21 protein-coding genes are annotated in these 21,711 nt (G+C 55.8%); 13 read left to right on the top strand and 8 right to left on the bottom strand.

Annotated elements, in window-relative coordinates; genetic code table 11:
• Positions 1 to 61 precede the first annotated feature (61 nt).
• From ACIGDJ_RS22230 to ACIGDJ_RS22220, 3 genes are all read right to left on the bottom strand, one after another.
• On the bottom strand, positions 62 to 589 hold the full coding sequence (locus tag ACIGDJ_RS22230; protein WP_012269855.1) for a hypothetical protein: 528 nt from the start codon (positions 587 to 589) through the stop codon (positions 62 to 64).
• Between the two features lie 189 nt (positions 590 to 778).
• Positions 779 to 2,176: a hypothetical protein gene (locus tag ACIGDJ_RS22225; RefSeq protein ID WP_223296393.1), complete on the bottom strand. Its 1,398-nt coding sequence runs from the start codon at positions 2,174 to 2,176 to the stop codon at positions 779 to 781.
• A gap of 81 nt (positions 2,177 to 2,257) precedes the next feature.
• Positions 2,258 to 2,659, bottom strand: coding sequence for a hypothetical protein (locus ACIGDJ_RS22220; protein ID WP_153428583.1), 402 nt, complete (start codon positions 2,657 to 2,659; stop codon positions 2,258 to 2,260).
• A gap of 1,055 nt (positions 2,660 to 3,714) precedes the next feature.
• Here ACIGDJ_RS22220 and ACIGDJ_RS22215 point away from each other — a divergent pair.
• From ACIGDJ_RS22215 to ACIGDJ_RS22160, 12 genes are all read left to right on the top strand, one after another.
• The gene (locus ACIGDJ_RS22215) at positions 3,715 to 4,605 is read left to right on the top strand and encodes an acetaldehyde dehydrogenase (acetylating) (RefSeq protein WP_397479587.1); all 891 of its coding nucleotides are present in this window, start codon (positions 3,715 to 3,717) and stop codon (positions 4,603 to 4,605) included.
• Positions 4,602 to 5,597 carry a 4-hydroxy-2-oxovalerate aldolase gene (gene dmpG, locus ACIGDJ_RS22210; protein WP_313000348.1) on the top strand — a complete coding sequence of 332 codons (996 nt, stop codon included), beginning with the start codon at positions 4,602 to 4,604 and terminating at the stop codon, positions 5,595 to 5,597. The genes ACIGDJ_RS22215 and dmpG overlap by 4 nt, the downstream gene beginning before the upstream one ends.
• A gap of 22 nt (positions 5,598 to 5,619) precedes the next feature.
• Positions 5,620 to 7,170 (top strand): amino acid adenylation domain-containing protein, encoded by a 1,551-nt coding sequence (locus ACIGDJ_RS22205; RefSeq protein ID WP_397479586.1) that lies wholly within the window; start codon positions 5,620 to 5,622, stop codon positions 7,168 to 7,170.
• A 37-nt stretch (positions 7,171 to 7,207) separates the two neighbouring features.
• Positions 7,208 to 8,179, top strand: coding sequence for a chlorinating enzyme (locus tag ACIGDJ_RS22200; RefSeq protein ID WP_313000352.1), 972 nt, complete (start codon positions 7,208 to 7,210; stop codon positions 8,177 to 8,179).
• Entirely contained in the window at positions 8,173 to 8,403 is a 231-nt protein-coding gene (locus tag ACIGDJ_RS22195) for an acyl carrier protein (RefSeq protein ID WP_101159720.1), read from the top strand. The genes ACIGDJ_RS22200 and ACIGDJ_RS22195 overlap by 7 nt, the downstream gene beginning before the upstream one ends.
• A gap of 53 nt (positions 8,404 to 8,456) precedes the next feature.
• On the top strand, positions 8,457 to 9,890 hold the full coding sequence (locus ACIGDJ_RS22190) for a hypothetical protein (RefSeq protein ID WP_397479585.1): 1,434 nt from the start codon (positions 8,457 to 8,459) through the stop codon (positions 9,888 to 9,890).
• A gap of 17 nt (positions 9,891 to 9,907) precedes the next feature.
• Entirely contained in the window at positions 9,908 to 10,522 is a 615-nt protein-coding gene (locus tag ACIGDJ_RS22185) for a LysE family translocator (protein WP_101159718.1), read from the top strand.
• A gap of 1 nt (position 10,523) precedes the next feature.
• Positions 10,524 to 10,916: a cupin domain-containing protein gene (locus tag ACIGDJ_RS22180; protein ID WP_313000358.1), complete on the top strand. Its 393-nt coding sequence runs from the start codon at positions 10,524 to 10,526 to the stop codon at positions 10,914 to 10,916.
• Positions 10,909 to 11,652: a thioesterase II family protein gene (locus ACIGDJ_RS22175; protein WP_397479584.1), complete on the top strand. Its 744-nt coding sequence runs from the start codon at positions 10,909 to 10,911 to the stop codon at positions 11,650 to 11,652. The genes ACIGDJ_RS22180 and ACIGDJ_RS22175 overlap by 8 nt, the downstream gene beginning before the upstream one ends.
• Positions 11,653 to 11,672: 20 nt before the next feature.
• The gene (locus ACIGDJ_RS22170; protein ID WP_397479583.1) at positions 11,673 to 12,269 is read left to right on the top strand and encodes a LysE family transporter; all 597 of its coding nucleotides are present in this window, start codon (positions 11,673 to 11,675) and stop codon (positions 12,267 to 12,269) included.
• A complete protein-coding gene (locus tag ACIGDJ_RS22165; RefSeq protein WP_101159714.1) occupies positions 12,266 to 13,249 on the top strand; it encodes a quinone oxidoreductase in 984 nt (327 codons plus the stop codon). Before ACIGDJ_RS22170 ends, ACIGDJ_RS22165 begins: the two co-directional genes overlap by 4 nt.
• Before the next feature lie 166 nt (positions 13,250 to 13,415).
• Complete coding sequence (locus ACIGDJ_RS22160) at positions 13,416 to 14,234, top strand: AraC family transcriptional regulator (RefSeq protein ID WP_178081216.1); 819 nt, start codon at positions 13,416 to 13,418, stop codon at positions 14,232 to 14,234.
• Between the two features lie 587 nt (positions 14,235 to 14,821).
• On the opposite strand, the gene ACIGDJ_RS22155 is transcribed toward ACIGDJ_RS22160, so the two are convergent.
• Positions 14,822 to 15,541: a response regulator transcription factor gene (locus ACIGDJ_RS22155; RefSeq protein WP_313000372.1), complete on the bottom strand. Its 720-nt coding sequence runs from the start codon at positions 15,539 to 15,541 to the stop codon at positions 14,822 to 14,824.
• A gap of 164 nt (positions 15,542 to 15,705) precedes the next feature.
• On the opposite strand from ACIGDJ_RS22155, the gene ACIGDJ_RS22150 reads away from it, so the two are divergent.
• Entirely contained in the window at positions 15,706 to 17,241 is a 1,536-nt protein-coding gene (locus tag ACIGDJ_RS22150; RefSeq protein WP_101159712.1) for a HAMP domain-containing sensor histidine kinase, read from the top strand.
• 167 nt (positions 17,242 to 17,408) lie between these two features.
• On the opposite strand, the gene ACIGDJ_RS22145 is transcribed toward ACIGDJ_RS22150, so the two are convergent.
• From ACIGDJ_RS22145 to glyQ, 4 genes are all read right to left on the bottom strand, one after another.
• On the bottom strand, positions 17,409 to 18,188 hold the full coding sequence (locus tag ACIGDJ_RS22145) for a 1-acyl-sn-glycerol-3-phosphate acyltransferase (protein WP_101159711.1): 780 nt from the start codon (positions 18,186 to 18,188) through the stop codon (positions 17,409 to 17,411).
• A gap of 83 nt (positions 18,189 to 18,271) precedes the next feature.
• A complete protein-coding gene (gene gmhB / locus ACIGDJ_RS22140; RefSeq protein ID WP_178081215.1) occupies positions 18,272 to 18,811 on the bottom strand; it encodes a D-glycero-beta-D-manno-heptose 1,7-bisphosphate 7-phosphatase in 540 nt (179 codons plus the stop codon).
• A 4-nt stretch (positions 18,812 to 18,815) separates the two neighbouring features.
• Positions 18,816 to 20,870 (bottom strand): glycine--tRNA ligase subunit beta, encoded by a 2,055-nt coding sequence (gene glyS / locus ACIGDJ_RS22135; protein ID WP_101159709.1) that lies wholly within the window; start codon positions 20,868 to 20,870, stop codon positions 18,816 to 18,818.
• A partial coding sequence (gene glyQ, locus ACIGDJ_RS22130; protein WP_397504619.1) for a glycine--tRNA ligase subunit alpha occupies positions 20,867 to 21,711 on the bottom strand: 845 nt, incomplete at its 5' end. The genes glyS and glyQ, both read right to left, overlap by 4 nt.

The following is a 21,711-nucleotide window of genomic DNA, read 5'->3' as shown; positions in this document are numbered from 1 at the left end:
GAGGGTTCAGCAGAGCGAGCGCCTACTGAGCACCAGAGATGAATAGTCACAGCCTAGTGGTTTAACGCGGTACTGCTGGTGTACGCAGGGCCGGACTCATTGTTTTTTGAATGGCGCATTGCAGCACATAGAAATATAAAACCCCGGAAGCAAATACGATTGCGGACAGATAAGCAAACTCAGAGTCTAAAACCCCGGAAACCATATACAATTTAATCGTGATAGAACCCATAATAATTCCGGTACAGTACATGACGCCTGTGAACTGATTGCCCAAAAAACTCAGTATGCCGCTGAAGGCATTGTTCGCACTCAACAGCATTGCTTTCAGTATCGTCCAGCCGAGAACTGGCAGAAAAGCCTTGATCATGAAGGCGAATAACATCGACGATGCAAACAGTTTTATCGGGGTTTCTGCCCACGGCTTGATGGTGCCGTCTACTTCAACGCCGGTATACAAGATGATATTCAGAATAATCGCCATAAGGGTGCATATGCCGAGGCGTATCATTTCCCGCTTAAGCGGGGCCATCATTATCACTGCGTGAATCTTGTTTCCAAAGTATCGTTTTAGTCCTTGGATCGACATTTTTCTTCCTATGCTCTCGGGTATGACGCTGTTGTAGCGTTGTATGACGGTCATGCTTTTACCCGAAGAGAGGTGACGCTTCAACGGTCCTGAATTGCGCAGGGGATCTCATGTCCTTCCCCTGGCTGGGTAGCTTGCTGAGAAATTCTCATCTACCTGCGTGGCAACGATGCGGCCACCCCGCCGCCGTCAGAGCTCTGGAGGACTGGCTGCTGTCAGCAACTCATCGAGTGACGGAACCTTAGCGTTTGCACTGAGGACGAGTGTTCTGGATCGGAGTATGGATACATCAAAGAAAGATTCGCACTCGACTCTTCCGTTTACTTCTCTCCAGTGGGTGACTTCTGGTATCAACTCATTAGGCACCGGGTATAGTGCCATAGGGTTATGGAATACCTCCACTTCAGCAGACCACGGCTCGTAGCCATATTGCGGCCAGAGCTGACCGTAGTCGCTGGACGCTACATCCAACAGAAATGGGATACCTCGTGATGCTCCCGGAGAACGGTCGAAAAACTCACCAAACCGCAAGTATCGGTACCCGTCTAGATGAGCTCCACCTGAGATCGGCACTCGGCTGAGCTTTGGCACTGTGCAGGCATTGGTGAAAATGACCGCTGAAAGATGGGCATTTTCCATTAGCGTAAATAGGCCGTTGGGGCGCCCTGATAGCAGAGATGTCTCTTCCTCCACAGTTATCAGGTGCGTACCACGATGCGCAGATGAGTGAACTGCAAAGCCATAGAGATAGCTGATGAGCGACTCCCTGCTCCACAGCATTGAACTGGGCGCATGGAAATCGGCTAAGGCCAGAATGAGCGGCTTACCCTCCACGTGCGGTAGGGATTCGTAACGCTTGTCCAATTTGTTTTGGATGGTCCTCGCAAACCTTTCTGCAGCCGCTCCTAAGAAACGCTCATGTCGGTCAGCGGGTGGGGGGACCGGCGAGGCGCCAAAATGCTCATACCGCTCTTCCGGGTTGGCTGTCACTGCTTCAACCCAGGCCTCATCTCCCAGCCTATTCTCGATGTGAAAATCGGGTGATTCTTTAGGCTGGGTGACCAAGAGTCCCTGTTCACGAAAAATCGCTAATAGGTGGGCTTCCCAGAGGCGGGTGTGAAAATTCTCAGTCTGGCAATCGGGAACCCAATTTCTGTCTGGGGATGGCAGTGCGAGATACAGTTGATTCAGCGCCCACGCCCCAATACGGCGGCTTGGATCAAATAGTGATTTGAACACCACGCTTGGTGTGCGCTTACCCATTCTGCTTAGAGGAGCACGTCGTCGTTCACCTGAAGGGAGTGGAAGCGGATGGGCTTGGGTATAGAGAAAATGGCTGATTGAGGCGCGGGCTTCGGACTCGCCAGTGGTGCACTCACCATGGCTGAGGAGCACCCACACGCTATCGACACGACGCCGCAAGGTGACAATTCCGAAGCTGCCGGAATTGATATTTCGGGTTAGAGCGGCACAAGAAATTCCGTCCTCACTAAGCCATGCCCCTACTGGCGGGCTGTCCCCAAACCCCAACCCTCGTGGAAGCGACAAAGCGATTAGATCGAACATCGGCGCAGCAATTTCTTTCATTCGCTGATCTCGGCAGTCGTCAAAATGCATTCCATCAATGCCTCGGAGCGTGCCCGCCGGCGATGGCATCGGTGGAGGTACCTATTGAAGAAGGGGGCTTTGCTCCACCAGGACGTCTCGGTTGGTGAAGATGGTCTCAATGGTTGCAGCCTCGGCAGCCACATGAGTCTTTCGCGTGATCTCTTCAAGGGCCAGTTCGAGCCGGTAGTCTTGGAAATACTCGTACAGCTTTTCAGAGCTCTCGGATATCTCCTCCCCACCATTTTTTGCGAACAAGATGTGGATGATCGCTGCGAGTGGGAGGGAGATGTCGAGATCCTTCTCTTCTGCATCTGACTCCGAGTTCAAACCGTCGAAATACCTCTCCAGATGATTCTGGAGCTCCTCAAGCCAGAACTGAGATAGGTTGCTAGGTAGGGAGCTTTCAGGCCCGGTCAGAAGGACTTCATCTCTGAATAGAGCCAGCAGATTGGGGTTTGCCATGGAGGACCTCACGATTAGATTTGAGAGCAACTGGTCAGCATAGTCCACCTCAAGATGACCACCTCCTTGACGCCCATCCTGGTGCTCCTGAGCATCAGACGAGTGAATCGCCCCGAAACCTGTAGATACAAAATGACCGCTTCTCGCCGTTAGCTGCCTTTCTTGAAGGACAGCTTTGGGTCGATAGCGGCCTTCGTGGAGGTTGGTGTCTACGGGGTCGGTTTAGTCATTCTGAATCTCCGGTTTCACCTCCGTGAGGCCGGCCATCGTCATGCATCAGATCTTGATTGACACGCGTGCCGCTTTGGATAGCCTTGCAATTGAGGGCTGCAACTGCGCATTTGTCGGGCCTGGGTACCAGCATGAGCCCCCGCAATTTTGGCAGCAGAGGAAGCTGGTTCCTCTGAAGTAGTGACGGCGGGCATTGCCAGTCGGATTCTGAACCCAAGGTCGCCAGACTAGGAGCTAAAGGATCGCTGCGACTACTCCTCATCCCTTACCGAAAAGTCACGCGTCGGTCGTAAACGGCCCTTTCCAGGCCAATCAACTTTTGTGATTGGTGAGTAGGGATTTCTCGGCTTTTCTGTGAAAAGCACCCCTTCATTTCACAAAAAAAATGGCGAAGATTCCAATTTCACGGGGTCTGGCCTATCACCTATTTTGTGAACCTACATCTGTGTAGGTTGTTACCTCAGTTGATCACTTTTTCACAAATAGATGATTGACTGACTCAAACGCAAAAAGGCCAATTCATTGAATTGGCCTTTTTTATTTTCAGTAATCTCAACTTCTGGCCTCTGCTTTCCAAATTGCGGTCTCCGGGCCCGGATCGCCCATCCTTCTCCAGACGCAATGTTGCGTTGGCCGCTATGCCAACTCTGGATGACCTCAGATGCCTGCGCCGATGAATCTTCTCCATTTCCTCTCTGAACCCAAGAACGTACAAGCAATCCCCCAACCTGCTGGCTTAAGGTTTCTAAACGGGTTAGGGACTCTGAGGAACAGAGTCCCGAGCGAGGTAACGGGGATGGATGTCAGGTCAGGAGTCAGCAAAAATGGAATCAGTAATACCTCGCAAGCGCGCAGCGATAATCGGATCGGGAAGCATAGGAATCGACCTGATGTACAAGGCGATGCGCTCTCATCATCTGGATCTCAGAATGGTGATCGGACGCAGCTCCAATAGCGAAGGCTTGGCTAGGGCCCGCGAATTGGGCATCGCTACTTCGTCAGATGGTATTGAGTTCCTGGCTCAACACGCCACTGAGCTCGATATTGTTTTCGACGCGACGTCTGCTCAATCGCACAGAATGAACGATCAGGTATTTCGCAGGGCTAACCTCCTGGCGATTGATATGACCCCGGCAAAGCTCGGCGCAATTTGCGTGCCTTCGATCAACCTCGACAGCATCGCCAGTGAACGCAACGTGAATCTGGTTACTTGTGGCGGCCAGGCGAGTATTCCGTTGGCGTACGCGATTGCTCAATCGTTCGAATCTCTGGAGTACATCGAAGTTGCTTCGACCATCGCATCGGACAGCGCCGGACTCGCGACGCGGGAAAACATTAATCAATACATTTTGACCACCGAGCAAGCGTTACGACACTTTAGCGGTGCGGGTTTGACCAAGGCAGTTCTGAACATCAATCCGGCCAAACCTGGCATCGACATGCAGACGACGGTATTTGCCAAGGGCCGTTACGAATGCATCGAGAAGGTGCGGGCTACTGTCAGGCAGATGGTTGCTCGTGTTCAACAATACGTGCCTGGCTATCATATGGTACTGGAACCAATCGAGTCGAAAGGCCACCTGGCAATGAGTGTAACGGTGCGCGGTAGCGGTGATTACCTTCCCGCCTATGCAGGCAACCTCGACATCATCAATTGTGCCGCGATTGCAGTAGCCGAATTCCACTCTGCCTGCTGGGAGCGTAGCGCCGCATGATTACCATTACTGATTGCACTTTGCGTGATGGCAACCATGCTGTCCGCCACCAACTCTCCAAAGAACAGATTCGCCTATATGCCGAGCAGGCCGACGCTGCAGGAATCGATGTAATTGAAGTGGGTCATGGCAACGGACTAGGCGGTTCTTCGGCCCTTCTGGGGCTGAGTAACATTGACGATCGGGAAATGCTTGAAACTGCCAGATCGGCCATCCAACACGGACGTCTGGGTATTCACTTCATCCCCGGGTTGGGTAAGTCGACTGATCTTGAAATGGCTATTGAAGTCGGTGTGGATATTTTCCGTATAGCCAGTCACTGCACGGAAGCCAACATTACCGCTCCCTATATCGAGTCGGTCAAGAATCAGGGCAAGACCGTCTACGGTGTCTTGATGATGAGTCATATGGCGGAACCAGATTTGCTGGCCGAGCAGGCGTCGCTCATGGCGAGCTATGGTGCCGATGCCGTTATCCTGATGGACAGTGCGGGTTACCTGACCCCTGATGATGTGCGCTGGCGAATTCAGGCTATACAGGAGCTTACCGACACCAAGCTTGGCTTCCACGCGCACAATAACCTCGGCATGGCGGTTGCAAACTCGCTCGCTGCTGTCGAGGAGGGTGCTCAACTGCTGGATGCTTGCATCAAGGGCTTTGGCGCAGGGGCTGGCAATACGCAGCTGGAGACTTTGATCGCCGTGCTGAATCGCTTGGGCTATCGGACCCAGTGTTCCTTCGAATCCATCGCCAGGCTGGCGCGCACCTCGGAACAGTATCTCGATTGCCTGACGCCGCACATTGGCGCGGCCAATATCGCTAGCGGAATTTACGGACTGTTCTCAGGGTTTGCTCCGCATATAAGGCGCGCCGCGGAACAGTTCAGCGTGGATGAATATCAGCTCTATCAATTGTTGGGTCAACGCAAGTTAGTGGCTGGACAGGAAGACATCATCGTCGAGACCGCGGCCAGACTTTCTACTGCCAGCTGACTTCATTTCAGGAATTAAGTCGATGTCTGTTACTGATAAGCAGGGTCTTCGCACGCCCATGATTCATGAAAAGGTAGCGTACTGGGCAACTGAAACACCTGGTGCGATTGCTGTACGCAGTGCCTATGAAACACTGACTTACGCGCAACTGGATCGCGAGACCAGCGCTTTGGCTCGCTATCTCGGTGAACAAGGAATACAAGCGGGAGACCTCGTCGGAATATTTCTTCAGCCCTCTGTCTCGACCCTGGTCTGCATTATTGGCATTCTCAAAAGCGGTGCCGCTTATGTACCACTGGATACCGCCAATCCCGCCTCCAGGCTGACTTTGATGATTCAGCAGTTGGCGAACCTCAAACTCATTTTTACATCCGAAAAGGCCGCTGGTCTGCTTCAGGACTTGCCGCTTACCGTCGTCGAGATCGAGTCCTTGCGCCAGGAACTGGCGGCAGCCCCTTGCGCCGCTGCGATGGTATCGCCTGCCCAGGAAGATGATCTTTGCTACACCGTATTCACGTCGGGCACCACAGGTATTCCGAAAGCAGTTGCGATCACCCATCGCAGCTGGGCGAATCTGATCAGTTGGCATGTTGCCGAATACCGCCTTGACCAAGAAGCCAACGGCCTCCTGGTATCGGCATTCGGTTTTGACATTTCCCAGCGCAGCCTGGTAACGCCTCTGTACAGCGGTGCGGCGATTTCACTCACGAGCAGTGCCATGTTCGACGGGTACGAGATCGTCGACCTCATTGAGCGTCACCAGATTCGCAGTATTCATCTGGCGCCAAGTTCTCTCTACGTAATCATCCAGGCCGGCCAGGCGGGTGATCGTCTCGCGACGCTACGGCATTTGTTCATCGGAGGTGAAGCACTGGCTGCCACCCGGGTGATGGAGTGGGCGCGGAAAAAAGGCTCAGCCTGCAAGCTGATTCACCAATATGGTGTCGCCGAGTGTACCGATGTGGCTACGTCCTATTCGATGTCCAACTACGAGTCCTATCTGGCTGAAGGCATTCCGATGGGAAGCCCCGTCGGTAACTGCCGGGTAGACATACTTGATGACGACGACCGACAGGTTTCGATCGGTGATATCGGTCAAATCGTGATCTCCGGCATTGGGGTAGGCAGAGGCTATCTGAACAACTCGACCCTGCAGGCAGAACGCTTTCGGGAAATATCCATCGATGGCGTCCTACAGCGGGCGTATTTCACCGGTGACTACGCTCGGCACCTGTCTGAGGACAAATCTGTGTGTCTGGGAAGACGGGATAACCAGATCAAGATCCGAGGGATGCTGGTGAATCTGTCCGAGATCGAGAACGGAGTTCGCAACGCCTTGCCAACTGCCGAGGACGCTATTGTCCTGAACACTCAAGCCGTACCTGACCAGGATCCCGAGCTGACTGCCTTCGTCGCGACCGCTGACGCACTTCCACCGATCCGCGATATCGGTCATCGGCTCGGGCGTCTTCTGCCCCGCCACATGCATCCGCGCCGCTATGTGGCGTGCAAACAGTTTCCCCTTACCCAGAACGGCAAGATTGATCGGCAGGCTCTGTTGAGCCTGGCCTGAACCAAGCGTACGCAACATCCAAAAAAGGAAGCATCACATGAGTCAGATGGATCAAAAAATATCTGCAACGACTGGATTACCTGCAAGCGCGGTGATCACTGATGACATTCAGAAGGATATTGAATTCTTCGAAAAGAATGGCTTCATTGGTCCGATCAAACTTTACGAACCGGATGAAGCGGCAGAAATCCTGCGCGCACTACGCGCTGCGAACCATGATCGTTCGCACATTCTTTACGACAACAACATGAACTATGACCGACATTTCGATATCCCCGAATTGTCCCGTCACATCATGCACCCAACAATTCTGAAGTACCTTCGCGGCATTCTGGGTGCCGATCTGCTGTGCTGGCGCTCGGAATGGTTCGCGAAGTTTCCTGGCGGCCGGGGTACCGAATGGCATCAGGTTCGTGACTACAGCTACACCGATGGCAATCCGCTCATTGTCCCGACTCAGACAGATTGGAATGCCTATATCGATCTGACGGTATGGACCGCGTTCACACCCGCGACGAAGGAGACTGCATGCATGCGTTTCCTGCCGGGATCGCACAAAAAGTATTACTACGACGAGAAGAAAAGCGTCTCTACGGGGCGTAACGGTGAATACCAGCACACCCAGACCGACACCGGATTCTTCGGTTACGACTTTTCCGAATTCAAGGTCGACCCATCCTGGGATCCTGAAAGTGCAAACCCGGTGGACATGGAGCTGCAAGCCGGCGAGTGCGTGATTTTCACGGCGTCCTGTGCACACGCTTCTCACGACAACACCACCGAACGGCAAACCCGCCTGGCCATTTCCGGTCGCTATGTTCCGACCCACGTGCGGGTTTATCCCGATCTGAAGACGTATAACGCGCACGGCGAAACATTCGACCTCGCCGACTACGCGACGGTGCTTGTCTCCGGTGAGGACACCTACGACCACAACAAAATTCGCAACGCCAATAACCGCGGGCAAGCGTTCTCGTTCTCTGCGAAAGAGGAGAAAACTCCATGCTGAACGCTATTCACAAGATCTGTGCAGACGTCCTGAACTATCCGCAGCTGAAAGTGGATGAGGACTTCTTCGACGTAGGTGGTCACTCCCTGATGATGGCCGAGATCCAACGCCAACTGCATGACGATCTGAAAGTTCACATCAACATGGAATCACTGTTCCGAAACTCCTCGGTTATCAAATTGAGTAAGGCCATTCAACCAACGCTGACCGAGCAAACGGCCTAACCCCGGGCCGGTCTGCGTCAGCTGCGTGGACCGGCTTAACTGGAGAAAAGATGATGAAAACCTTTGCATTGCTGGAGCAGCCACAAACCGGCGACGCTGCCGACTTGAGCTTCAAGCGCAGCTCGCTGTTCGCCGCGTTCATGAGCCGCGCAACCCAATGCGCGCCGGTCACCGCCGACAAGATCGAGGCGGGCCTGCAGCTGAACCGGCTGCTGGAAAACGGCCAAGTGCACTTCAATACACTCGAAGATGGTTCATTCGAAGCCTTCTATGGCCCATCCAGCGATGCCGCGGTGCAGATCTCGACCCAGATTCCATTTTGGTCGGAAAAGATCGTCGCGCGAATTCGAAAGAGTGTGCGTCAGTCCCAAGGCGCAATTTGTTCGCTGAAGCTGTTCGATTCGCAAGAGTCCATCGATGTATTCGTAACGGACTGGAGCTCCTGCACGGCAGCCTGCGCCATCGCCGTACACAAATATCACTGGTTCACACGACGGCTGACCGAACGCCCCGATGCTGACAACTATTTCACCGGTGCCTATGTCCGCAATCCATTGACTGGCGATCTGATGTCCGTGTGGGTCGCCGATTGGGTGAAACCCGACTTCGGTACGGGTGCCGTTCTGGTTAATCCTGCTCACAACAAGACTGATCTTGAGTTCGCCAGGCAGGTCGGTTTGCCGATTCGCTTTGCTCTTTCTCTTGATGCGCAGGTCGATGAGCACTCGATGCCAAACCCGCCGGTGCTGAAAGCTGGTTTCGCCATCCGCACCGGTTGGCTTGATGGCAAGCCCGCGATGGACGTCCACAACAACACGATCAACGTCCTTCTGCGCAAGGGTAGTGCCCGGTTGCATGAAGATAAACGCATACCTGGCGAAGTGATTGCCCGAATCGAGCAAACTTCACCAGACAGGGCTGAGCTGTATTGGAGTCCCCAATACGGGACTTTTCATCCGGACGCCACACAAGGATTACCCGTTCGGGTGGATTTCAGTCCGAGTTTTCAGGCTGCGGTGACCACGGTTACACACCGGCCGGATCATCTTCAGGTCGATGCGGCAATCCAGAAGAAAAACATAGGCGTGCTTGCCGGACTGATCTTTGATTTGGGTGGCCTGGAGGCGTTTGTCCCGCTGACGTTACTCGAGTCTGTCGAGTATGCCGGTAGCCGCAGCGATGGCGATCCAGCGGTGGATCTCGCGCTGTTGGTCGGCGAAGAACCTGAAAAGGTGTTGGTGATTCGCAAGGCGTTAATCGACCAGATCGACAGCTTCCTCAATGGTTGCCAGAAGCTTTCGACTCGTTTGGGAGAGAACGGCGCCCTGCCCCCCGCTCAAGTGACTACCGCGCTGACTCAGGGCGATCCCGTCTCGGCCTTCCGGACCTTCTACCAATGGCAAAAGCAGATGGTCGCTAATGACGAAGTCATTGATCAGTCTGCTTACACCTCGATTCTTTCTACATTTGGCCTTGAATCGGCCTGAAAACAAGAGATCACGACATGGAAATCTTCCTCTACGCGTTCAGCGTTATGTACAGCCCCGGCCCTGTCAATGTAATGGGCCTGAACGCCGGACTTACCGGACAGTTTCGCCGCACCGTCGGGTTTTTCATCGGCGTAGGCTGCGCGATGTTCGCGTTGTTCCTTATTTTTGGTTACACGGGCGAAGCGTTGATTTCTCGTTCTGTACTGCCCTATCTGGCGCTCATCGGGGGGCTTTACACCTTGTACCTGGCGTTCAAGGTGTTTACCTCAAAAGTGGTTTTGCCCGGGAAAACTGAAGACACACAGGCGGCGGATAAACCACTGACATTCTGGAACGGCTTTTTGATCCAGGCGTTGAATCCCAAAGGGATGATGGTGGTTCTGCCCATCACGACTGTGATGTTTCCGGCTGCCCATGTCACCGGTATCAGCATCGCGGTTGTATCGACCATGATCGCTTTGGGCGGCGCCGGCGCACCGGGAATTTACTCGTTGCTGGGTGCAGTGCTGGGCAAGCGAATCACCAAGGAGTCTTACTTCAATTTCTTCAATCGACTGATGGGCATCGCTCTGGCCATCTGCGCGGCCTTCATGCTCTACGACTTTTACGTTCATGCTCAAGGACTCTGACATGCACAAGCAACAGCCTGTGACCAATTGGGACACCGTCCCGGTAGAGCAGTTGAGCGACCTGATAGCCCGCCAGATCATCGGCGGTAATGAATTGATGATGGTCAAGCTGACAATGAAGGCCGGCGCCATCGTTAAGCATCACAGTCATCCCAACGAACAGATGACTTATATCCTCAAAGGCAAAATCCGCTTCACTTACGGACTGGAAATGGAACAAAGCACTATCTTGTGCGCGGGAGACGTTCTGCACTTTCCAGCCAATATTCCGCACGCTGCAGAGTGCCTGGAGGACACCGTCGACCTTGACGTGTTTACGCCGCCCCGTCGCGACTGGTTCGCAGCGAATGGCAATGCCTATTTCGAGCAGCCGGTCGAGGCGCACGATGAGTAGCCCATCCTCGACCAGATGGTTACAGAGAACCGTGCAGCCGACAGCTCAAAATCGATTGCTTTGTTTTCCGTTTGGCGGCGGTAGCGCTTCGTTCTACAGGGACTGGCAATCGCTACTAGGCCCGCAAATTGAAGTTTGCGCCATACAGCTTCCGGGACGGGAAGCACGTTTCGGCGAGTTGTTCATCACCGATATCAATGAACTTTTACCGCCATTGATGCAGGCTGCCAGCGATCTGTTTGATCTGCCATTGCACCTGTTCGGGTACAGCCTGGGAGCTGGCATCGCGCATAAATTCACCACTCACTGCGACAACCTTTATCCCGATGCGCAGATAGTCTCGCTTACGGCGTGTGCAAGTTCCGCAGCTCCCGCCGATCGACTGCATTCATCAACGATGACTGACGAGCAGTTCATGGACTACATCATGGGGCTCGGAGGCCTTCCTCATGAAGTTGCGGCAAACCCGGGCTTACGTGCGATTGCCCTGAGGACCCTGCGTAGCGACTTCGCCCTTTCAGAAAGCATCAATCTCGCTGACGCTGATCCGGTTTCGATACCCGTTCTTGCCATCGGCGGCGATGCCGACCCTTCTGTTCCGATCGCCGGTTTAAAAGCATGGTCCAGCAAAACCAAGGGGAATTGTTTCCAGCAAATGTTTCCCGGCGACCACTTTTTCGTTCGTCAGAACCTGCCGAAGGTCATGGACAGCCTGCGAAATTTTATCGCCTTGTAACTCAACGGATTGCCTTTGAAATGGATTTCATTCACGTGTTTCTCAACATCACCACAGGTGCATCGTTGATTTTGATGATGCCTGGCCCTACCAACACTTTGCTGATGACATCCGGTTACACCTGCGGCCCAGCCAGAACTTTGCCGCTGATCGCCACTGAAGCGTTGGGCTACAGCATTGCAATCAGCGCCTGGGGGTTCGTACTCATAGCGTTATCCGCACGGTACCCGGGTATGGGAACAGCCGTGAAGTTACTGTGCGCGGCTTACCTCGCTTACCTGGCTGCGCGCATTGCTACAACGAAGCTAATGGCGAGCGGGTCCCGCCGCCCGGCAGTGAGCCCAAAGTCACTGCTGACCGCCACGCTGCTTAATCCCAAGGCCCTCCTGTTTGCCTCTGTGGTATTCCCACGAGAAGTTTATGGAACGGCGCAACTCTATAGTTGGGCGCTGCTGTCCTTCGTCCTCATCGTGGTACCGATCGGGCTTGCCTGGGCCTGGCTGGGGCAGGTCGTGCGGACAGCACCGAGCCATGCCATGCAGCTCTGCGTGCCCAAGCTGATCGGGCTGTCACTGCTTTCGTTTTCCATTTACCTGACCTTATCGGCACTTGAATGAATACTGATGAAGCATTACGAGTGATCTTCCATTCCCACGGGTCGCCTTCCGTACTTGAGTACCAGTCTTCGACCGTCAACCCGTTGTGCCCGGGAGAAGTGAGAATCCGCAATCAGGCGATCGGTGTGAATTTTATCGACACCTATTTTCGCTCCGGCTTGTATCCCCCTCCGGCATTGCCCTCAGGATTGGGAACCGAGGGCGCCGGTACAGTGATCGAATGCGCAGAGGATGTGACGCACTTTCGGGTCGGGGACAGGGTTGCTTACGTTCAATCGTCGCTTGGTGCTTATGCTACGCAACTCTGTGTAGATCAAACCCGACTGGTTCACCTGCCGGACGATGTCAGTTTCACAACCGCCGCGGGCGGGTTGCTGAAGGGGCTTACAACGATCTGCCTGTTTAATAAGGTCAGTCAGCCGAAGAGCGGCGATACGGTTCTTTTTCATGCCGCAGCCGGCGGTGTGGGCTTGCTGGCATGCCAATACGCCAAGCGCAAAGGCATCCGCCTGATAGGCGTAGTCTCAACTGAAGCCAAGGCGCAATTGGCGCGTTCGGCGGGAGCCTGGGCGACGATCCTTGCTGGCGAAGACATCGCTCACCAGGCGCGGCAGTTAACAGGCGCTCAAGGGGCGAAATTCGTCTACGATTCAGTCGGACGCTCTACCTGGCAGGCCTCGCTGGACTCCACTGCTCCATGCGGACATCTCATCAGTTTTGGCAACTCATCAGGGCCCGTTGAAAACGTGGCGTTGGCGCAACTGGCCCGCGCTGGGTCACTTACGGTCAGTCGGCCCATATTGTTCGACTACATCAGCGATTCGGCGGTATTGCGAAGCCTTGCAGAAGAGTTTTTCCAATGCCTGCGTGAGGGTATGAAGGTTCGAGTGGGTACTACCTTTGCGCTTTCAGAAGCCGAGCGAGCACACGCGTTGTTGGAGAGTCGTAACACGACGGGGTCTATCGTACTCATACCTTAGGTTGAAGCTGCGGATGGGAAGTAGTCTGCTCTTCAAAAAAAGACAGCGCGGTGCTAGCTTCCTGAAAGCTGGAAACGCTTGTTTTCCTGCCAATCGTCAGACGTTAGACCATTCAGCTAAGGATCAGCACTATGTCAGGAATATTCAAAAGCCAGGTGAACCGGCCATGATTGAGCTTCCATCTCCAAAGGATTGGGTACGACATTCGCCTCACACCTCAAAACTCGAGCGGTTGGAAGCATTTTTCAGCGCCCATGGTTTTGACCCTCATCGGCATGACACTTACGCCATTGGCCGGACGCTGTCGGGCGTGCAAAGCTTTCGCTATCGTGGGGAAAATCGAAATAGCCTGCCAGGGGAAACCCTTGTCCTGCATCCCGATGAAGAGCATGACGGCCATGCCGGTAGCGATTCGGGGTTCCGTTATCGAATGCTCTATATCACCCCAGAGCTGGCTCAACAGGTACTGCACGGTAAGCCCCTGCCGTTCCTGAAAGGGGGCATTTCAAATGATCCGCGGTTCGCTGCTGCGACCGACAATATCCTCTCTGCGCTGGATGACCCCCTTGATCCGCTGGAGGAAGATGACGCTATCTTTCAACTCTTCACCACGCTGCAGGCTGTATGTGGCGAGCGTGCAGCTACAGGTGCCAGTTGTTTCACGGCGGCCGATAGAGCTCGTGAATACATGAACGATAATCTGCAGCAACCAGTCAGCCTGGATGATCTTGCCGAGTGTACTGGGCGAGACAAATGGAGTTTGTCCAAGGACTATCGGGTCTACTTCGGTACAAGTCCACACCGCTACCTGACAATGCGGCGACTGGATCGAGTAAAAGCCGCAATCTTTGCAGGTAGGTCGCTTGTGGAAGCCTCGGTTGAAGCAGGTTTTTTTGATCAAAGCCATATGACCAAGCAGTTCAAAAAAGCATTCGGAGTATCACCTGCGCGCTGGTGCCGCTCGAGGGACAGGGATCTGATTTGAGTAGGTTAGTCTGAGTGTGAGGGCACTGTGATTTTCTCGATCAGTTATTTCGCGAATACTCACGCAAAATGGTGACTGCACAAATTGCGAAATTGTTGCAGTTGCAGTTGCAGTTGCAGTTGCAGTTGCAGTTGCAGTTGCAGTCGCAGTCGCAGCCAGTGCCCCACAGCTTTTCCACTTCCTCTGGAATCAACCAGAATTTAAAAGTTCTCCTACACTTCGGTAATCGGGGGGCTTTGTCGCCGAGCGACGTCACTACTGCCAAAACAATATTCCTGCGGCGCGCAATGTATCGCGATGTAGAACTTCGCGGAGGAAAACGAAGATGCTAAAAAGTGTTATCCGAAGCTCACATATAAAGAGTGATTTCTTCTTTCTTGCATTGGCAATTGGCGTGGGTGGAACAGCGGGCTACATAGTCTCAGGATTTGCTCCCGTCACTGCCGTCCCCTTCACCCTGCTGGCCGTGGTGTTTCTCTATTACACATGGCGCAAGCCAATAAGCGTCCGGCCCGATTGATCTCGGCGTGCACAGTCAGTGCCTCGAAACCTTCTCCATGATTGATAAGCTTACCGGTCGTTGCCGCTTATTCATTCCCGGTTGCCACACTTTCCAACCGATACCCATACCCATAAATCGTCAGTAACTGCCAACCCCGATCCGCCGTAAGCCCCAGCTTGTTGCGCAGCCGGTAGATGTGCGTATCCAGCGGCCGCGAGGACGTCGTCTCTTCGTTCGGCCAGAAGCGTTCATACAGATAGTCCCGCGACAACGGCCGACCCAGATTGCTGAACAGACACCGCGCCAGCCGGTATTCGCGCTCAGTCATGAGGATCGGTTTGCCTTCCCGAGTGACGGTCAACTCGGCGTCGTCAAAAGCCAGATCGTGAAACGTCTGTACTTCTCCCGCCGCGTTGCGTGGCTGGCTATGCCGACGCAATACCGCTGCCACCCTCGCCTTCAACTCGTTGGGTCGAAACGGCTTGCTGACATAGTCGTCCGCTCCGGCATTCAAGGCTTGAACGATATCGTTCTCGCCGTCGCGGCTGGTGAGCATGATCGCCGCCGGTGGCGCGTCCATGTGTTCGCGGGTCCAGCGCAGCAGCGCCAGACCTGTGAGGTCGGGAAGTTGCCAGTCGAGGATCAGCAGGTCAAACGTCTCCCGGCGCAGATAGCGCAACAAGTCTTCGCCGCGCTCGAAGCTGTGCAGTGACCACGGCTGTTCTCCAGCCTCGGCCATTTGCTCCAGGGTCTGCTCGACCCGGCGCAGTTCGGCGGGTTCGTCGTCCAGTATGGCAACGCGCATCGGCGGTGTTCCTTGTCGCTGGGGCTGGGATGTCGACAATAACGACTCTACAGCCGCTATGAAAGAAGCGGCCCGTCGATGGTCGGTGTCCGCTATGATTCTTCGAGTCCGAGCCTCAGACCTGAGACCTATGAAATCATCCACCCTGCCCTGCCGTTTGCGCCATGCATAAGCCTCAACGTCGACCTGAAAGTCGTGTGCCGAGCCAGGTACAGCGGCTGTTCCGGCGGCTGGTTCAGGAATGGTTGTGGATAAGTCTGGTGCTGTTGCCGCTGACTGCCTTGCTGTCTTATCGCGCTCAGGTCAATCTGCACAATCCATCGCCGGTGCTCGGCGCGCTGTTGTCGGTGGTGATGGTCGCGTGTGTGCTGGGGTTATTGCTGTGGCGCCCGCGTTGGGCGCTGTGGGTGACCTTGATCGGCATGGCCTGTGCGCTGATTGGCAGCGCCCTGCTTGCCGAGATCCGTTACTGGTGGTCGCCCACGTCTGCGGCGTTGGGCATGTTGTTCGGTTACCTGATCTGGAACTGGCGGCGCTTAAGTGTCGTGCTGACCTACTTCGGCTGGGAGCTGGCACGTCTGGACAGCGAACCGAAAGTCTTCCCGGAGCGACGCCGGACCCGCTTCACCGGCGCTGACCGGTTGCAGGGCCAGATCATGGCGCTCGAACAAGCCATGAGCCGCACCCGCGATACCCGACGCTTCATTGCCGATGGCCTGGAATATCTGCCGGTGGCAACGCTGATCAGCGATCCGCAGGGCAAGATCCTGCTGGGCAATCGCAAGGCGCGCGAGTTGTTCGAAGATCCCTTGGTGGGCGATGACGTACTCGATCAACTGGCACGGCTCGGTTATCCGGAATTATCCACAGCCCCGCGACCGGCGCTGGCGACGCTGGCGCTGCTGGAATTTCGCGATCACAAGGAGCGCAGTCTGCGTCTCGAAAGAGCGGCGCTGCTGCCGGTGGACGGCGATACGCCGATTGGTTGGTTGCTCAGCCTGACGGACTTGAGTGCCGAACGTGCCGCCGAGGAACAACGCGGCGTTCTGCTGCGCTTTCTTTCCCATGACCTGCGCGCGCCTCATTCGGCCATCCTCGCTCTGCTCGATGTCCACCGTCACCAGGCGGGCGCCGATGCGCCTTTATTCGAGCAGATCGAGCGCCAGGTTCGTCGCGCGCTGGATCTGACCGATGGGTTTGTCCTGCTGGCACGGGCCGAGTCCGAAACCTATCAGTTCCGACCGACGCTGTTCGCGATGCTGGTATTGGACGTACTGGATCAAGCCCTGCCCATCGCACAGCAGAAAGGCATCGAGCTGCTCAATCATGTCGATGAAGAATGTCAGGAGCGGCTGCTTCTGGCCGATCAGGGTTTGCTGACGCGCGCGCTGTTCAACCTGCTGGAGAACGCAATCAAATACAGCCCGGCAGACAGCATTGTGCAACTGAAGGTCAGTTGTCACGGGCAGTGGCTGCGCTGCGAGTTGACGGATCAGGGCAAAGGAATTGCCGCCGATGAATTGCCTGACCTGTTCAGCCAGTATCGACGCTTCTCCTCGGCCCAGGGCATTGACGGCGTGGGCTTGGGTCTGTCGATGGTCAAGGCTGTTATTGATCATCATGGTGGCGTGATCGAGTGCCACAGCGTGGTTGATACGGGCACCACGTTCCGGATCGATTTGCCGCTGATTGCAGAATGAAGAGGCACAAAAAAACCGGCTATAACAGCCGGTTTTTTTACATCCGAATAAAACTTATGCACGGATTCAGCCTAACTTTTCGATTTAGAAATATAGAGAAAAATCAATAAGTTATGGAGCGATTGCGGCCAATTGCGACGAAAGCGTACACAGGTTATCCACAAAAATCAGACAGCCAGTCGATCGTTCGCGACCGGTGCCTGGGGCGCCGGGGGCAGTGAGCCCATTTCGCGTTGGGTTTTCTCGTTCCACGCTTGTACACGGTCATTCAGATCTGCAATGGCGCGCGGCCCGCTGCCTTCGGCGTACATCGGTTCGCCGATGACTACGGTGATCACTCCAGCCTGTTTGCCCCAGCCGATTTTCGGCCAGAATTTGCCGGCATTGTGTGCAATCGGCAGCACTGGAAGTGCCGCATTCACTGCCAATGCGCTGCCACTGCGGGAGAATTTGCCGACGGTACCGTAAGGGACTCGGGTGCCTTCCGGGAAAATCAGCACCCAGACGTTGTCCTTGAGCAGTTCGTCGCCTTTGGCCGCCACTTGTTTGAGTGCGGCTTTGGGGTTGTCGCGGTCGATGGCGATCGGGCGCAACATGGCCATGGCCCAGCCAAAGAACGGCACATAAAGCAATTCGCGCTTGAGCACTTGGCTCAATGGCGAGAAATAAGCGGAGAGAAAGAATGTCTCCCAAGTGCTCTGGTGGTTCGATTGAATCACGCAGGGCCGGTCTGGCACGTTTTGCGCGCCTTTGATTTCGTAGCGGATGCCCAGGAACACCTTGGTCAGCCACAGGGCGCAACGGCACCAATATACGTTGATGAAACGATAACGCGCCTTGAAGGACAGAAAAGGCGCGATGAAAAAGCTCAGGCTGCACCACAGCAACGCTGTTGTGCCCAGCAGCAGATAAAAAAGAAAAATTCTGAAGGCCCGCAGTATCGACATGGCGACGGTTACCGTTACGGGGCAATGCCCGACTGTTCAAGCGCACTCCCGAGCAATCCCTGGCCAGGAAATTCAGAAGTACTCTAGTTGTGGATAAGTTCTGCGGCAATCGCCGCCAGATCGTCAAAAATCAGTGTGCCAACCGGCAGGGTTTTGCCCTGAGTCTTTTCGCCTTTTCCGGTCTTCACCAAAACTGGCTGTGAATCGACGGCTTTGGCGGCCTCCAGGTCACCAAGGCTGTCGCCCACAAACCAGACGTTAGTCAACGGCACCGTGTAATGCGCGGCAATGGCTTTGAGCATTCCGGGTTTCGGTTTGCGGCAATCGCAACCTTCGTCCGGGCCATGCGGGCAGTACACGATCAAGCCAACTTCACCGCCCTGCTCCGCGACCAGCTCGCGCAGGCGCGCGTGCATGGCTTCGAGGGTGGCGAGGTCGTAATAGCCACGAGCAATGCCTGACTGGTTGGTGGCCACCGCCACCGTCCAGCCAGCCTTGCTCAACTGCGCGATCGCTTCGATCGAGCCGGGCAGCGGAATCCACTCCTCTACCGACTTGATATAGGCATCGGAGTCGTAATTGATCACCCCGTCTCGATCGAGAATCAGCAGTTTCAACAGCAGTCCCTCAACCCAGCAGCGAAATGTCGGCAACGCCGAGGAAAAGACCTCGCAGACGTGCCAGCAGCGCGTAACGGTTGGCCCGCACATTGGCGTCGTCGGCATTGACCATCACCGCGTCGAAGAACGCGTCGACCGGTTCGCGCAGTGCCGCCAGGCGCGCCAGCGATTCGTTGTACTGACGCGCCGCGGCCATTGGCTGAACCGCCTGATCCGCTTGCTGGATCGCCGAGTACAGCGAGAACTCGTTGGCGTTGTCGAAATACTTGGCCTCGACCACGGTCGGCACCGAGCCTTCGACTTTGCTCAGCAGGTTCGACACACGTTTGTTCACCGCCGCCAGCGCTGCTGCTTCCGGCAATTTGCGGAAGGCCTGCACCGCTTGTACACGCTGGTCGAAGTCCAGCGCCGAGCCTGGCTTCAGAGCACGCACCGACAGGTAAGTGGCGACGTCCACGCCTTCGTCTTCATAGCGCGCCCGCAGACGGTCGAAGATGAATTCCAGCACGGCTTCGTTGAGGCCGGCAGCCTTGACCTTGCCGCCGAACGCAGTCACGGCGAAAGCCACGGCGTCGTTCAGGTCGAGATCGAGTTTCTTTTCGATCAGGATACGCAGCACACCCAGCGCGGCACGACGCAGGGCATACGGGTCTTTGCTGCCGGTTGGCAGCATGCCGATACCGAAGATGCCGACCAGGGTGTCGAGCTTGTCGGCGATGGCCACAGCTGCACCGGTCAGGGTCGCCGGCAATTCGGCACCCGCACCGCGTGGCATGTACTGCTCGTTCAATGCCAGCGCGACGTCCTGCGGCTCGCCGTCATTGAGGGCGTAGTAGTAACCGGCGACGCCTTGCATCTCCGGGAACTCGCCGACCATTTCGGTGGCCAGGTCGCACTTCGACAGCAGGCCGGCGCGGGCCGCCCACGAGGCGTTGCCGCCGATGCGCGCGGCAATGTAGGCGGCCAGTTTGGAAACACGTTCGGCCTTGTCGTAGACGCTGCCGAGTTTTTCCTGGAACACCACGTTCTGCAGGCGCAGGTTGAAATTTTCGAGCTTCTGCTTCTTGTCCTGCTTGAAGAAGAACTCGGCGTCGGTCAGACGTGGGCGTACCACTTTCTCGTTACCGGCGATGATCTGCTGCGGGTCTTTGCTCTCGATGTTGGCCACGGTAATGAAACGTGGCAGCAACTTGCCGTCGGCATCCAGCAGGCAGAAGTACTTCTGGTTGTCCTGCATGGTGGTGATCAGCGCTTCCTGCGGTACGTCGAGGAAACGCTCCTCGAAGGAGCACACCAGCGGCACCGGCCATTCAACCAGCGCGGTCACTTCGTCGAGCAGCGCCGGCGGCACGATCGCGGTGCCTTCCTGACGGGTCGCCAGTTCTTCGGTGCGCTTGCTGATGATTTCGCGACGCTCGTTGGCATCGGCCAGTACGTAAGCGGCACGCAGGTCGGCGAGGTAGCTCGACGGCGAACCGATGCGTACGGCGTCCGGATGGTGGAAACGGTGACCGCGGGAATCACGGCCAGCCTTCTGCGCAAGGATCGTGCAGTCGATGACCTGATCACCGAGCAGCATCACCAGCCATTGGGTCGGACGCACGAATTCTTCCTTGCGCGCCCCCCAACGCATGCGTTTCGGGATCGGCAGGTCGTTCAACGAATCTTCGACGATGGTCGGCAGCAGGCTCGCGGTCGGCTTGCCGGCGATGTTCTGGCTGTAGCGCAGTTTCGGCCCGCTCTGATCGATTTCGCTCAGCTCGACGCCGCACTTCTTGGCAAAACCCAGGGCAGCCTGAGTCGGATTGCCGTCAGCGTCGAACGCGGCCTGACGTGGCGGGCCATCGAGGTTGATGCTGCGATCCGGCTGCTGAGTGGCCAGCGCAGTGATCAGCACGGCCAGACGACGTGGCGCGGCATAGACGGTTTTGCTTTCGTAGCTCAGGCCGGCGGCTTGCAGGCCCTTGTCGATACCGGCGAGGAACGCTTCAGCCAGAGTGTTCAGAGCTTTGGGTGGCAGTTCTTCGGTGCCCAGTTCAACCAGAAAATCTTGCGCACTCATTGTGCAGCCTCCAGCTTGGCCAGTACTTCGTCACGCAGGTCCGGGGTCGCCATCGGGAAGCCCAGCTTGGCGCGAGCCAGCAGATAGGCTTGCGCAACGGAACGCGCCAGGGTGCGCACGCGCAGAATATATTGCTGACGCGCAGTCACCGAGATCGCCCGGCGCGCATCCAGCAGGTTGAAGGTGTGCGACGCCTTCAGCACCATTTCATAGCTCGGCAACGGCAGCGGCTGGTCAAGCTCGATCAGGCGCTTGGCTTCGCTTTCATAGAAGTCGAACAGTTCGAACAGTTTGTCGACGTTGGCGTGTTCGAAGTTGTAGGTGGACTGCTCCACTTCGTTCTGGTGGAACACGTCGCCGTAAGTGACTTTGCCGAACGGGCCGTCAGCCCAGACCAGGTCGTACACCGAATCCACGCCTTGCAGGTACATCGCCAGTCGCTCGAGACCATAGGTGATCTCGCCGGTTACCGGGTAGCACTCGATGCCGCCCGCCTGCTGGAAGTAAGTGAACTGGGTGACTTCCATGCCGTTGAGCCAGACTTCCCAGCCCAGACCCCAGGCGCCGAGGGTCGGCGATTCCCAGTTGTCTTCGACGAAGCGGATGTCGTGCACCAGCGGGTCGAGGCCGACGTGCTTGAGCGAGCCCAGGTACAGTTCCTGGAAGTTGTCCGGGTTCGGCTTCAGAACCACCTGGAACTGGTAGTAGTGCTGCAGACGGTTCGGGTTTTCGCCGTAGCGGCCGTCAGTCGGACGGCGGCTTGGCAGCACGTACTCTGCGTTCCAGGTTTCCGGGCCGAAGGCGCGCAGGAAGGTCGCGGTGTGGAAAGTGCCGGCGCCTA

The organism is Pseudomonas sp. NPDC079367, assembly GCF_044542195.1.
Taxonomy (GTDB): domain Bacteria; phylum Pseudomonadota; class Gammaproteobacteria; order Pseudomonadales; family Pseudomonadaceae; genus Aquipseudomonas.
This window is presented reverse-complemented; position numbering and strand designations above follow the sequence as displayed.